The organism is Vagococcus penaei, from assembly GCF_001998885.1.
Taxonomy (GTDB): Bacteria; Bacillota; Bacilli; order Lactobacillales; family Vagococcaceae; genus Vagococcus; species Vagococcus penaei.
Window position 1 is genome coordinate 1,449,818 of record NZ_CP019609.1, and the last position, 13,264, is coordinate 1,463,081.

Annotated in this window: 14 protein-coding genes and 1 pseudogene; 9 read left to right on the forward strand and 6 right to left on the reverse strand. The window is 37.9% G+C overall.

The genetic code is table 11. The features are described from left to right. Positions 1-18: 18 nt before the first annotated feature. The 5 genes from BW732_RS11420 to BW732_RS06950 form a co-directional block, all read right to left on the reverse strand. Positions 19-189: a hypothetical protein gene (locus BW732_RS11420; protein ID WP_161485531.1), complete on the reverse strand. Its 171-nt coding sequence runs from the start codon at positions 187-189 to the stop codon at positions 19-21. A gap of 67 nt (positions 190-256) precedes the next feature. Beyond that, positions 257-886, reverse strand: coding sequence for an ECF transporter S component (locus BW732_RS06935; protein ID WP_077276064.1), 630 nt, complete (start codon positions 884-886; stop codon positions 257-259). Next, entirely contained in the window at positions 873-1,433 is a 561-nt protein-coding gene (gene coaC / locus BW732_RS06940; protein ID WP_077276065.1) for a phosphopantothenoylcysteine decarboxylase, read from the reverse strand. Before coaC ends, BW732_RS06935 begins: the two co-directional genes overlap by 14 nt. A gap of 6 nt (positions 1,434-1,439) precedes the next feature. Further along, complete coding sequence (locus BW732_RS06945; protein ID WP_077276066.1) at positions 1,440-2,213, reverse strand: phosphopantothenoylcysteine decarboxylase domain-containing protein; 774 nt, start codon at positions 2,211-2,213, stop codon at positions 1,440-1,442. Between the two features lie 17 nt (positions 2,214-2,230). Continuing rightward, positions 2,231-2,860, reverse strand: a complete 630-nt coding sequence (locus tag BW732_RS06950) for an NAD-dependent epimerase/dehydratase family protein (protein WP_077276067.1) — start codon at positions 2,858-2,860, stop codon at positions 2,231-2,233. A 155-nt stretch (positions 2,861-3,015) separates the two neighbouring features. Between BW732_RS06950 and BW732_RS06955 the strand changes: the two genes are divergently transcribed. From BW732_RS06955 to mutL, 4 genes and pseudogenes are all read left to right on the forward strand, one after another. Next, complete coding sequence (locus tag BW732_RS06955; protein ID WP_077276068.1) at positions 3,016-3,816, forward strand: TIGR00282 family metallophosphoesterase; 801 nt, start codon at positions 3,016-3,018, stop codon at positions 3,814-3,816. An 18-nt stretch (positions 3,817-3,834) separates the two neighbouring features. After that, positions 3,835-4,218 (forward strand): YlbF/YmcA family competence regulator, encoded by a 384-nt coding sequence (locus tag BW732_RS06960; protein ID WP_077276069.1) that lies wholly within the window; start codon positions 3,835-3,837, stop codon positions 4,216-4,218. A 15-nt stretch (positions 4,219-4,233) separates the two neighbouring features. After that, positions 4,234-6,880: pseudogene (mutS, locus tag BW732_RS06965) on the forward strand (DNA mismatch repair protein MutS). 11 nt (positions 6,881-6,891) lie between these two features. Then, positions 6,892-8,838 (forward strand): DNA mismatch repair endonuclease MutL, encoded by a 1,947-nt coding sequence (gene mutL, locus BW732_RS06970; RefSeq protein ID WP_077276070.1) that lies wholly within the window; start codon positions 6,892-6,894, stop codon positions 8,836-8,838. Between the two features lie 43 nt (positions 8,839-8,881). Here mutL and BW732_RS11355 read toward each other — a convergent pair whose 3' ends face one another. Continuing rightward, positions 8,882-9,094 carry a hypothetical protein gene (locus tag BW732_RS11355; protein ID WP_126844496.1) on the reverse strand — a complete coding sequence of 71 codons (213 nt, stop codon included), beginning with the start codon at positions 9,092-9,094 and terminating at the stop codon, positions 8,882-8,884. A gap of 172 nt (positions 9,095-9,266) precedes the next feature. On the opposite strand from BW732_RS11355, the gene BW732_RS06975 reads away from it, so the two are divergent. The 5 genes from BW732_RS06975 to BW732_RS06995 all read left to right on the forward strand — a co-directional run bounded on the left by BW732_RS06975 (position 9,267) and on the right by BW732_RS06995 (position 13,159). Continuing rightward, a complete protein-coding gene (locus tag BW732_RS06975) occupies positions 9,267-9,815 on the forward strand; it encodes a Maf family protein (protein WP_077276071.1) in 549 nt (182 codons plus the stop codon). A 67-nt stretch (positions 9,816-9,882) separates the two neighbouring features. Then, entirely contained in the window at positions 9,883-10,314 is a 432-nt protein-coding gene (gene msrB, locus BW732_RS06980; protein ID WP_162494394.1) for a peptide-methionine (R)-S-oxide reductase MsrB, read from the forward strand. Positions 10,315-10,471: 157 nt separating this feature from the next. Next, positions 10,472-11,278, forward strand: a complete 807-nt coding sequence (locus BW732_RS06985; protein ID WP_161485532.1) for an HAD family hydrolase — start codon at positions 10,472-10,474, stop codon at positions 11,276-11,278. A gap of 25 nt (positions 11,279-11,303) precedes the next feature. Next, complete coding sequence (locus BW732_RS06990; RefSeq protein ID WP_077276074.1) at positions 11,304-12,245, forward strand: LacI family DNA-binding transcriptional regulator; 942 nt, start codon at positions 11,304-11,306, stop codon at positions 12,243-12,245. A 62-nt stretch (positions 12,246-12,307) separates the two neighbouring features. Next, positions 12,308-13,159, forward strand: coding sequence for a DUF368 domain-containing protein (locus BW732_RS06995; RefSeq protein ID WP_077276075.1), 852 nt, complete (start codon positions 12,308-12,310; stop codon positions 13,157-13,159). The last annotated feature ends 105 nt before the right edge of the window (positions 13,160-13,264 follow it).

Genomic DNA, 13,264 nt, shown 5'->3' on the forward strand with positions numbered 1-13,264 from the left:
TCCCCCTTTATGTATTCATTAGGTTTGTTCGATTTTATAGTAATCACTAAATAGATAGAGAACTGTTAGTGGTAGGCCAGCAAATGAGACAATCCAAAATAAGGTAATTGACACTGTTGATAAACAAATTAAACCAAAAATTAATGAAAAGCCAGCCAGCAGTGTTAGGACAATACGTTTCAGACTCATGATTTTCGCCTCCGTTGTGTTGATGTTAACTAAAGTATATAAAAAAAACTCAAGGAAATCGTCCAACTTAAGTCCGATTTCTTTGAGTTAATTTGATTAAGACACTTGCTACAGCACTCGTGGCTAGTCCAGCAATAATTGCTTCTGGAATACCATTGGTAATAATCACTGTTAAAACCAATTTATAAAGATTACCGCCAACTAAACCTTCATTTAGTTGTGAGTAGGCAGGGTTAAAGAGAAAATAAATGAAGTTCATAACAAGTAACGTATTTGTTAAAGAACCACAAATTCCGGCAATTAAAAGCGACAAGCTAGTTTTCATTTTTGGTAAACGTGTTTTTAGTAATTTGTAAACATAGTAAGGAATAATTCCAACTAAAATTCTTGGAACAAAAGCAATCACAATCGCCCATAAACTGCCGTGATCTGTCCCAATAATTGGAATAAAGGGAGAGAAGACAAAGGATAAAGGTCCAGGATTGATTGCCGAATTTAACATACTGATGAGGCCAAAAGCTAATCCTAGAAAGGCTCCGACCCTCGGACCTAATACAATGGCACCGATAATGACAGGAACATGAATTAGCGTGGCTTTAATGACACCAAAATTAATAAATCCTAGAGGTGTAAAGGCAAATAATAAAATAATTGATAAGAAGATGGCAGTTAACGTTAATTCTCTAGTTTTCACGATGAGACTCCTTTAAATCTAAATGTTTTTGAATCGCTTGAATCAGGACAGGAATATCGGCTAGGGCACCAGGACCGTAGTCACCACAAGCTAACAAGCTTTCTTTGGGTTCGATAATTGTGTATTCATAGCGACGTAATGTTGTTAAATTATCTTGCATTGCAGGATTAGTATACATATAGGTATTCATGGCTGGTGCAATTAGTTTGGGTACATCATGGACAGCTAAAGCAGTGGTTGATAACATATCGTCAGCAATACCGTTAGCTAATTTCCCAACAATATTGGCGGTTGCTGGTGCAATAATAAATAGATCCGCACGTTTGACCAAATCAATATGATTAATTTCATCCGGTTTTTGTTCGTACATGACGTCAGTATGAACCAAATTTTTAGATAGCACTTGCAAGGTCAAGGCTGGAATAATTTTGGTACTATTGTCAGTCATAATCACTTCAACAGTGTGACCTAATTTTCTTAATTGGCTAATTAGGTCAGCAGCTTTGTATGCAGAAATACTTGCAGAGACTCCTAATAAGATTCTAGACATGATAAATTAATTCTCCTTTTTATTAAGCATTACTTGTCGTAGTCCTTGTGCAATCTCGACTTTCGTTGTGAAACGTTCGGCAATTCCTTGACTATCAACTAATAAAGCTAAGTGTGAGATATCTGTAATGTGCTCTAAGTCGTTAGCTAAAATATAGTCAGCATGATTTTTGGTTAAACTATTTTGAGCGACTTCAACAAGGTGTTCTTCAGTAACACCAACTAAAAGTTTAAACCCAATTAATGTCGTGTTTGGTTGCCATTTTTTAATTGACTGAATAACCTTAGGTGCTTTTTCTAAAAATAAAATTAATTCATCCGCTGATGAGTCAATTTTTTTACTTGTTGGTTGTGGGAACCGATGAGCCTGGACTAAGCTTTGCTGGATTAAATCTATTAAATCTGCTTCAGATTGTGGTTGTTTTTGACTAATCTCCGCTGCTAAAGTTGTCGCAAGTGACTGTTCATTTGCAATATGGGATAATTTATAGTCGCTGACAGCCATACTATGGACAACAAAATCAAAGTTTTTTTCGGTCAATAGATGCTCCATTGTATCATATAAATCCATAACGGAACGGATTGGGTGAAAGATAATCGATGTTGGTTCTGCCATCGTTGGTAAAATGGCTTGTGGTCCATAGATATAGTCAATTGTCACTTGGTCATGTTTCAAGGCTTCGGCCAATTCTTTTCCCAAGCGCCCTGTAGCTTGATTAGTTAAATGACGGACGTTATCGATCTTTTCTGTTGTCCCACCAGCTGTAATTAAAATGTTCATGTGTCTCTCCTTAATACTTACTTGATGTCGGCAACAATTGTACTTGTTCCGCGTTGTAGATAATTAATACTATCAGCGGCTAACCGCTGTAATGGTACGGGATAGGCGTCATCTGCCAAATGATTGACTAATGGTAGATGGCTGGCACATTTAATACCAACACCTTGCAGCCATTTTAGTGGTTTTTGCTTGGTGACAACTAAGCCCGGTCGTATAATAATAATCGGATTAGTTAACTGAAACAAGTCATGTTCCGCTTGTTTTTTTGCGGCTAAGTAACCACAAGGTCCAGTTTTTGCCGATATAAATAAATACGGGATTTGTGCACGTTCACAAGCGTTAGCTATGACGTGATTAGCATCAACAATTAACCGTTGGTAAGTTAGACCTCTACGTTTATTCTCAAAAAGAATACCGATTAAATTAATGCAACCTAAACTATTGTCAAGGTAACCAGACCACGTGTCTTCGTTAAAAATGTCGGCTTGTACCCAAGTAATCAGTGGGTGCGACATCCAGGGTTGCTCTTTTCGAGGCTTACCATGCCTAGAAATACTGATAACTGGTAATCGACGTTTAATTGCCTCTTGACAGATGCCTTGACCAACAAAACCACTACCACCAAAGACCACAATTGCTTGCTTCATAATAGGTAACTTCCTTTCATGAATAATTGGTTATATTTTAACATATTATGACATAAAAGGTATTGTAAACTGTTTCAAACAGTTGATAGCTTTTATTTGTTAGTAAATATTGATAAACTGTAACAAGTAGTAACTAGAAAAGAGGAAAAAATTAGATGAGATTATTATTTGTTGGTGACGTTGTAGGGTCATTAGGAAGAGAGACAATTACCACATATTTACCTAAGTTGAAGAAAAAATATCGTCCACAAGTGACAATTGTGAATGGGGAAAATGCCGCTAGCGGTCGTGGAATTACAGAAAAAATTTATAAAGGTTTTTTACAAGATGGTGCCGATGTTGTGACATTGGGAAATCATGCGTGGGATAATCATCAGATTTTTGAATTTATTCATGATGCTAAGAAATTAGTTCGCCCGGCTAATTATCCACGAGAAACGACGCCAGGTGTGGGTATGGTTTTTGTAAAAGTAAATCAAGTTGAATTAGCGGTAATTAATCTCCAAGCTCGGACATTTATGACACCTATTGAAGATCCGTTTGTTGTGATGGATGAATTAATTACGGAAGCACGTCAACGTACACCTTTAATCTTTGTCGATTTCCACGGAGAAGTGACGAGTGAGAAACAAGCAATGGGATGGTATACAGACGGTCGTATCTCAGCTTTAGTAGGGACGCATACCCACGTGCAAACCAATGATGGCCGTATTTTACCTAATGGGACTGCTTATTTAACAGACGTTGGGATGACCGGTCCTTATGACGGGATTTTAGGTATGCAACGCCCAGCTGTCATTGATAAATTTAAAACGGCTTTACCACATAGATTTGAAGTTGTTACAGATGGTCGTGCGATGTTATCTTATTGTGTGATTGACATTGACGATCAGACAGGCAAGGCGAAAAAAATTGAGGCACAAATGATTAGTCCAGACCGACCGTTTCGTGACTAAATGTGAGGAGAGATGCTAATGACAACAATCAGTTATGATTACGAAGATAATGTAAAAAAAGCGTTAGCCCGTTTAATTGAGTCATTAAATAATCATGATACAATCAAGGCTTACCAAGCAGTTGAACAGCGAATTGATCAGCATGAGGGGCTTAAGAAGTTAGTAGACGAAATTAAACAGCACCAAAAAGAGGCTGTTGCATTTGCACACTATGACAAACCCGTTGCTGAACAAGAAGCTTTACGTCAAGCAAATGCCAAACAAAAAGAATTTGATAATCATCCGCTTGTGATTGATTATCGTGACAAATTAGTCGAAGCCAATGATTTATTACAACACTTAACACATCTATTAGAAACTGAAGTTAATAGCGGAATTGAAGAACGTTTAATTAAAAAGTAAGAAAGGGTATGAAAGATGCCACAAAAGACGAAAAACACACCAATGATGGAACAATATCTAGGAATTAAAGCCCAGTATCCTGATGCCTTTTTATTTTACCGGTTAGGCGATTTTTATGAATTGTTTTACGAAGATGCTGAAAAGGCAGCACAGATTTTAGAGTTAACTTTGACGAGTCGCAATCGTAATGCAGATGATCCGATTCCAATGTGTGGTGTTCCTCATCATGCGGCACAGGGTTATATTGATGTCTTAATTGAAAAAGGCTTTAAAGTCGCTATTTGTGAGCAAGTAGAGGACCCAAAAACGACAAAAGGCATGGTCAAACGCGAAGTCGTTCAATTAGTTACCCCAGGGACGGTTCTTCAAGGAAAAGAACTTGATGCCAAAGAGAATAATTATTTAACGGCCTTGTATCATGAAGGCGAACAAGCTGGATATGGATTTGCTTATGCTGATTTAAGTACAGGTGAATTAAAAGCGAGTCATCTATTTGATAGCGATAGTGTCATTAACGAATGCACGAGCCTTCAAACAAAAGAAATCGTCGTCAATTTTGATCTTCCTGCGGAGTTGATTCAGAAATTAGAGCAACTATCTATTCTAATTTCAAGACAAGATCTGATGACACCAAATGCAGAACTTAGTTATTTAACAGCTAATTTAAGCGATACATTGGCGAGTCAAGCTGCTGGGAACTTAATTGCTTATTTAAGTGAAACTCAAAAACGACACTTAGGCCATTTACAGCAGGCTATTGCTTATGAGCCAAGCCATTTCCTGAAAATGGATTATTATTCTAAGTATAATCTTGAATTAGCGAAGTCTATTCGGACGGGTGAAAAAAAGGGTACGCTACTTTGGTTACTAGATGAAACACAGACGGCGATGGGTGGTCGACTTCTAAAGCAATGGTTGGATCGTCCATTGATTCAAGGTAACTTAATTCATGAACGACAAAATATGGTTGAAAGTCTTTTAAATGCATATTTTGAACGGTTGGAGATTAAAGAAAATCTAAAAAAAGTGTACGATTTAGAACGCTTGGTGGGGCGTATTTCATTTGGGAATGTCAATGGTCGAGACTTATTACAATTAAAACAATCATTAAGTCAAATTCCACAGTTACGCCAAACACTAGAAGGCTTGAACACTGAAGGTATCTGGGAAGAGTTGCTAATGGATTTGGCACTATTACCTGAGGTGTCAGATTTGATTAGTTGTGCGATTAATGAAGAGGCACCATTGTCAATAACGGAGGGTAATTTGATTTGTGATGGATACCATGAACAATTAGACACATACCGTGATGCAATGCGTAATGGCAAGCAGTGGCTAGCCGAACTCGAAGCGAAAGAGCGTGAAGCAACAGGGATTAAAACTTTAAAAATTAAATTTAATCGTGTTTTCGGTTACTTTATTGAAATTACGAAAAGTAATCTAGGAGAGATTCCTGAAGGACGTTACGAAAGAAAACAAACCTTAGCTAATGCGGAGCGTTATGTTACACCAGAATTAAAAGAGATGGAAACATTAATCTTGGAAGCTGAAGAAAAGTCACAAGAGTTAGAGTACCATTTATTTTTAGCTGTTCGTGAAGAAATTAAACAACATATCAGCCACTTGCAGCAATTGGCCGGAGCAGTAGCAACTTTGGATGTACTACAAAGTTTTGCGATGGTCAGTGAAACTTATAATTACGTTCGACCAACTATGACACCCAATCAACATCATTTAGAAATCGTTGATGGGCGTCATCCAGTGGTGGAAAAAGTTGTAGGACATCAAGAATATGTTCCTAATACGGTCATGATGCCTGATGCAGTTGATATTTTACTAATTACTGGGCCAAATATGTCTGGTAAAAGTACCTATATGCGACAATTAGCATTAATCGTTGTGATGGCGCAAATGGGCTGTTTTGTCCCTGCGGAAAAAGCTATCTTACCAATTTTCGACCAAATTTTTACGCGTATTGGAGCCTCGGATGATTTGATTTCTGGTCAGAGTACGTTTATGGTTGAAATGATGGAAGCTAATCAGGCACTACGCCATGCAACAGTTAATAGTTTGATTTTATTTGATGAATTAGGCCGTGGGACGGCCACTTATGATGGCATGGCGTTAGCTCAAGCCATCATTGAATACATTCATCAACATGTCAGAGCAAAAACCCTCTTTTCAACACATTATCATGAAATTACCGTGTTAGAGCAAACCCTTGACGGATTAAAAAACTGTCACGTTGGTGCAGTGGAACAAGATGGAGAAGTTGTCTTTTTGCATAAAATGATGGATGGGCCGGCAGATAAAAGTTACGGTGTTCATGTTGCAAGATTAGCTGGGTTACCGGATGAATTATTAACACGAGCAAGTAAGTGTCATTTTGGCTCACTTAGAACAGCAACAAGTCGCGGCTGATTTAGCAAAAGAGGTCGTTGCTGAAGAAGTGAAATCTGTAGATGTCTTTAAACAATCTAATTCAGAAGATCATCAATCCAATGACGAGCAAATCGAAATCAGTCAATTAAACTTATTTGGTGACATCACAGAAGTTGAGCAATCAGTTATTGATAGCTTAAAACAGCTAAACTTGCTGACAATGAATCCAATGGAAGCTATGACCAAATTATACGATTTACAGCAAAAATTAACTGACTAGGAGGGAGCAATATGGGGAAGATTGAAGAATTATCGCAAATACTCGCCAATCAAATTGCAGCAGGCGAAGTGGTTGAACGCCCGGCCTCAGTAGTGAAGGAATTGGTCGAAAATGCGATAGACGCTGGTAGTACACAAATTGATATTTATTTGGAGGAAGCAGGTCTGCGCAAAATTCAAGTAGTTGATAATGGTGAGGGTATTGAGGCTAGTGATGTCTTAAATGCTTTTAAACGGCATGCAACGAGTAAAATTCATACACGCGATGATCTGTTCCGTATTCGATCACTGGGTTTTCGAGGTGAGGCACTTCCAAGTATCGCATCGGTATCAGAAATTACACTCGAAACCTCGACAGGTGAAGCAAACGGGACGTATATTCGACTAAGTGGTGGCGAAATTTTGGAGCATAAACCTCATTCGCTACGCAAAGGAACCGCGATAACGGTCGAAAATTTATTTTTCAATACCCCGGCTAGATTGAAGTATGTTAAAACGTTGCAGACAGAGTTGGCTAATGCAGGTGACATTGTCAATCGACTCGCTCTAAGTCATCCCCATATTGCTTTTCGGCTAGTTCATGATGGTAATAAAATGCTGACGACTACTGGAAACGGTGACCTAAAACAGACAATTGCAGGGATTTATGGAGTAGCAACTGCTAAAAAAATGTTACCAGTTGCTAGTCAGGATTTAGATTTTAAGTTAACTGGTTACATCTCACTGCCAGAATTAACACGGGCCAGTCGCAATTATGTGTCAATTATTATCAATGGCCGTTATATTAAAAACTATGTGTTAAACAAGGCCATTATCGAAGGATACGGGTCCAAGTTGATGGTAGGACGTTATCCGCTGACTGTTTTACAAATTGAGATGGACCCTTTGTTAGTTGATGTCAATGTTCATCCAACTAAACAAGAAGTTAGGTTGAGTAAAGAAAAAGAGCTAATGATTCTAATTACTCAAGCAATTAAGGCAACCTTAGCTAAAGAAAATTTAATTCCTGCTGCTAGCGATACGGGACCATTTAAAAAACGGACAATGGAGCAAAGACCAACACAATTAACATTGAGTCCAACTCCAAAGTCTCACCGTGACCAAACTGAGATAGTCGAAAAAACGGGTGATTTTTATGTCACTGAAACAGATACTGTTGAATCACCTCCTCAACAGTCAATTAGTGCTAATTTTAATAAAAATACTGTGCTAAAAAACGACTTACGTAATGACACGTTCGAACAAACTATGAATCCTGAACTAACAGTAGAACGGACTAATGATGATTCCCAAACTGAAGATGAATTAACTTGTAAGGCTTCATTAGATAGCACAGAACCAGAGGCAGTACCTGGTCATGGTACCATTGATTTTCCTGAATTAGACTACTTTGGTCAAATGCATGGGACATATTTATTCGCCCAAAATACTGAGGGGTTATATATTATCGATCAGCATGCAGCACAAGAACGGATTAAATATGAATATTATCGGGAAAAAATAGGCGATGTGGGGATGGATAAACAACCACTCTTAATTCCGATTGTGCTCGATTATAGTCGTGATGAGATACTTCGCATCAAAGAGAAACGAGCAATGTTTAATGATATTGGTTTAGAGTTGGAAGAATTTGGACCTAACAGTCTCATTATTCGTGAACACCCAACGTGGTATCCAGCGGGTGAAGAAGAATCTATTATTCGTGCGATGGTAGATGATATTCTATCTGGTAAGCAAGTCACAGTCGCTTCTTTTCGCGAGAAGACAGCGATTATGATGAGCTGCAAACGATCAATTAAGGCTAATCACTATTTAAATGAGCAACAAGCACGAGCCTTGTTACAGGACTTAGCATTATGTGAAAATCCTTATAACTGCCCACACGGTCGTCCAGTGTTGATTCATTTTACAAATCAGGATATGGAGCGGTTATTTAAACGCATCCAAGATCCGCATTAAACAAAACAAGCTATCAACTTAACTAGTTGATAGCTTGTTTTATTTACATATAGCGAATACTTAAGGTATCTGATATTGCTTGTGCTAATTTTGCCTGGCGGTCATCTAGTACGAGATGATTGTTTATTAGGCAGTTGGAAATGATTAATTGGTACCGACTTGCTAAATTCGGAAATGAGATAAGTTGTTGTTGAATTTCGACTTGATAATTAAGCAAACAGTCTTTGAGTGGTTGTTCTTCAGCCTTTTTTAGCAAACTAATTCATTCATCAAGAATTGCGACAGCGGTTTGTGTTCGTTCTTTGCCGCCCGTGAACCATTTTAACATAGACCTATCCCCCTTATTGACAAAGAATAACATCATCATTTATGGTAATAATTATACGCTCTTTGAAATAGTTAACAAGAGCTAGTGAGGGAGAAAGAAAATGACATATATTTTAGCTTCAGCGTCACCAAGGCGCCAAGAATTATTACAACGAGTTGTTCCTCAATTTGAGGTGCACCCAGCTGATATTGATGAGACACCGATTGATAATGAACAAGCACATGATTATGTGGAACGACTGGCACGAGCCAAAGCTCAAGCAATCGTAGGTATTAACCAGGAGGCTTGGGTGATTGGTTGTGATACGGTAGTAGTCGTTGATGGACAAATTTTAGGAAAACCAGTGTCGACTAGCGATGCAGTGGCGATGCTCACAGCGTTAAGTGGTCGTACTCATCAAGTTATGACTAGTGTAGTCTTGCAACAAGGTACCGATTGTAAGCAGTATACGGAAGTGGTTGAGGTGACTTTTTATCCATTAACCAATAGTCAAATAATGACATATATTGACTCTGGTGAACCATGTGATAAAGCAGGTGCGTACGGTATTCAAGGGATGGGCTCTCTTTTCGTTAAAGGTATCCAAGGTGACTTCTATTCAGTGGTGGGTTTACCAATTGGACAATTAAATCAGTGGATTAATGGGTAAGTTGTTTTACTTGTATCATTTATCAAATTGCGTTTAAATGGACTTGTGGGATAATTTATAAGGAGGAATGACAATGACCAAAGATGCTAATTTACGTGAAAAATTAACGCCGATTCAATACCAAGTGACACAAGAAAACGGAACAGAACATCCATTTTCAAGTGAATACGATAATTTTTATGAAGATGGAATTTATGTGGATATTGTCAGTGGTGAGCCACTATTTTCTTCTAAAGATAAGTACGATGCTGGATGCGGTTGGCCATCATTTACGCGTCTAATTGCAACATTACAAGAATTAGAGGACCGGTCGCTATTTCGCACACGAACTGAAGTCCGTAGTCAAGAAGCCGATTCACATCTCGGTCATGTTTTTCCTGATGGACCAGCTGAACAGGGAGGCCTACGCTATTGTATCAACGGTGCGGCTTTACGTTTTGTTCCAGTACCAGAGATGGAAAAGGAAGGCTATAGTCAGTATCTACCTTTATTTGAATAAAACATACATTACAATAATTTTTAAACGATTGTTGGCATAGTTGCTGACAGTCGTTTTTATTTTTATCTAAATGAGCACTTTTTCATTTGACCTGAAACGCGTTTTAGCCTGTACAGTAGGGTTATAGAACAGTAACGTTTTTTAGGAGGCAATGGAAATGATTAAAAAAATATTTACGGATATGGATGGGACACTGTTAACGTCAAATGGGAGCGTATCAGTCAGTACTCAGCAATTTATGCACAATCTAGAGATACCCGTGACACTGGTATCTGCAAGGGCACCCATGGAAATGTTACCAACAATTGAGTCGTTAGGACTGACTAGTCCACAAATTGCGTTTAATGGCTGTTTGATTTTTAGACCAACTAATACGGGAATTAGCTCATTGTTTGAAGCCACTTTAGATACGGAAGAAGTCAAACGCTTGTCTGTGTTATTGACCCACTATTTTCCGCAGGTTAGTGCTAGCTTATATGACCATCAGACATGGTATACTGTAAAAAACTGCGAAGAAGTTGAATTTCAAAAACGAATAACTGGTGTGTTACCAGTTATTACCGAGTTAGATAAGATATGTAACCGACCAGGTAATCCTTTTTTTAAGCTGATGTTGATTACGTTTGATGAGAAAACTATGGTAAACTTAACTTACTTTTTAACAGAGCTAGGCCTAAAACATTTAGCTATTCATCGTGCCGGTCGTTATCATTTAGAGGTGACTAGTGGTGTTGCGACAAAATCAACAGCGATTACTCATTTATTAGAAAAAGAAAACCTAAGCTCGGAAGAAGTTGCGGCGTTTGGTGATGGATACAATGACATACCAATGCTTGAGCTGGTCGGCCTACCAATCGTCATGGAAAATGCACCTACCGATGTGAAACGCTTGACGAAGCTGATTACGACATCAAATGACGACGACGGTGTTAAAGAAGGCATCGAACGATTTATTTTAAGCTGAAAGGGTATTAAAGGAGAGACACAAAGTGACAACAATTCGTGATATTGCCCGTGAGAGTGGGTATTCGGTATCGACTGTTTCGCGAGTTTTAAATAATAAACATCATGTATCAGCCGAAGCACGTCTGGCTATTCAACAAGTCATTGAGCAACTAGATTATGTACCAAATAATATTGCTCGTGATTTAAGCAAAGGACGGACAGAAAGTATTGGTGTGGTTTTGCCACATACCAATCACCCATATTTCACTCAAATTTTAGACGGAATTCTAGCTGCAGCATTTGTGACCGATTATCGGATTGTTTTGCTACCCTCGGATTATGACATATTACGAGAGCAGAGTTATTTGGAGCAATTACGGTGTAAAGTGTTTGACGGTCTTATCTTTACATCACGTAGAATTGAGTTAGAAATAATTAAAAACTATCAGAAATATGGCCCAATTGTTTGCTGTGAAAAGTTAGAAGATGCAAATGTTCTATCAGTCTATTCTGTTCGTGAACCAGCCTATTTAGAAGCCTTTCAGTGGCTAAAAAAACGTGGGAAAAATCAAGGAGCAATTTTACTTAGTCGTGGTGAGGAGATTAGTGCAACTGCAAAAGCGACGATGAAAGCATACCGGGCTTTTTATCAAAGCGAACCAGATGAAAAACTAGTGATTACGGGTGTCACTACTTATCAAGATGGCTATGAAGCTGGCGAAAAGTTGGTCAGGGATTATGAGTCATTTGATTATATCTTTGCTAATAGTGACGATGACGCAGCCGGTATTAGACAATATTATCTTGACCACGATTTATCACTCCCTTTGATTGTAGGTCAAGAAAATCAATTAAGTGGGAAGTTATTGAAGTTACCGACAATTGATCATCAATTGTCAAAAGTTGGTCAGCATGCCTTCTTCTTAGCCACAAAACAGTCAACAACAACTCATATAGCGGTAATGTCCCATTTTATTCCACGGTAACAGTGATTAATTACTGAGAATTTTTTGCCTTTTTCCTTAAAAATCGCTATGATAAAGCCATAATGACTTTAAAGGAGACGATTATGGAAAAAGAAAAAACAAATGATTGGCTATTACGATTTATCAAAGGGATGTTTATTGGTTCGGGGTTTATTTTACCAGGTGTTAGTGGGGGTGCATTAGCTGCAATCTTTGGTATTTACGAACGGATTATTTCATTTCTTGCTCATATTACAAAAAACTTTAAACAAAATGTTTTATATTTTTTACCTGTTGGTCTAGGGGGCTTAACGGGCGTCTTTCTATTATCTTTTGGCGTGAGCTATCTATTAGGTAACTTTGAAACGATTATTCTTTGGTTTTTTATTGGGTGCATTGTGGGGACTGTTCCGTCACTTTGGCGTGAAGCAGGGAAAAAAGGTCGGACGTCTACGGATACGAGTGTGATGATTGTAACCTTTATTTTGGGATTTGCTTTTTTACTATTTGGTAGTCAAATATTCCAGGGTAATGTTGCACAAAACTTTTTTACTTGGTTGATTGCAGGAGGACTAATTGGTCTAGGAATGATTGTCCCAGGCCTAAGTCCATCAAATTTTTTAGTTTATATGGGTATGTATAAAGCGATGTCAGATGGTATTAAAAACTTAGATTTGAGTGTCTTAATTCCATTAGCTATAGGTGCGATTATTTGTGTTTTGGCCTTATCAAAAGTCATGGACTATATTTTTAGTATCGCTTATGCAAAATTATTTCATTTTATTTTGGGAATTGTCTTTGCTTCAACTGTGATGATTATTCCACTTAATTATACTGGTTTTACCGTTGTTAGTTACTTAGCATGTATTGTCATGCTAGTCCTTGGAATTTTGCTTGGTAAATGGATGAGTTCATTAGAAGAAAAATATAAGTAATTTATTTTGACTTAAACATTGGCGAAGCATTGTTTTGGTTTTTGGACGTCAATAGATAAGATTTTTGGCAGAGTTGAAAATTAAAAAAAGGTTTCGACTTCTAAT

What these genes read in the sequence shown, in the direction of transcription:
- BW732_RS11420 (WP_161485531.1), bottom strand. Translation starts at nt 189, where the DNA reads ATGAGTCTGAAACGTATTGTCCTAACACTGCTGGCTGGCTTTTCATTA.
- coaC (WP_077276065.1), bottom strand. Translation starts at nt 1,433, where the DNA reads ATGTCTAGAATCTTATTAGGAGTCTCTGCAAGTATTTCTGCATACAAA.
- BW732_RS06945 (WP_077276066.1), bottom strand. Translation starts at nt 2,213, where the DNA reads ATGAACATTTTAATTACAGCTGGTGGGACAACAGAAAAGATCGATAAC.
- BW732_RS06950 (WP_077276067.1), bottom strand. Translation starts at nt 2,860, where the DNA reads ATGAAGCAAGCAATTGTGGTCTTTGGTGGTAGTGGTTTTGTTGGTCAA.
- BW732_RS06955 (WP_077276068.1), top strand. Translation starts at nt 3,016, where the DNA reads ATGAGATTATTATTTGTTGGTGACGTTGTAGGGTCATTAGGAAGAGAG.
- BW732_RS06960 (WP_077276069.1), top strand. Translation starts at nt 3,835, where the DNA reads ATGACAACAATCAGTTATGATTACGAAGATAATGTAAAAAAAGCGTTA.
- mutL (WP_077276070.1), top strand. Translation starts at nt 6,892, where the DNA reads ATGGGGAAGATTGAAGAATTATCGCAAATACTCGCCAATCAAATTGCA.
- BW732_RS06975 (WP_077276071.1), top strand. Translation starts at nt 9,267, where the DNA reads ATGACATATATTTTAGCTTCAGCGTCACCAAGGCGCCAAGAATTATTA.
- msrB (WP_162494394.1), top strand. Translation starts at nt 9,883, where the DNA reads ATGACAATGACCAAAGATGCTAATTTACGTGAAAAATTAACGCCGATT.
- BW732_RS06985 (WP_161485532.1), top strand. Translation starts at nt 10,472, where the DNA reads ATGATTAAAAAAATATTTACGGATATGGATGGGACACTGTTAACGTCA.
- BW732_RS06995 (WP_077276075.1), top strand. Translation starts at nt 12,308, where the DNA reads ATGACTTTAAAGGAGACGATTATGGAAAAAGAAAAAACAAATGATTGG.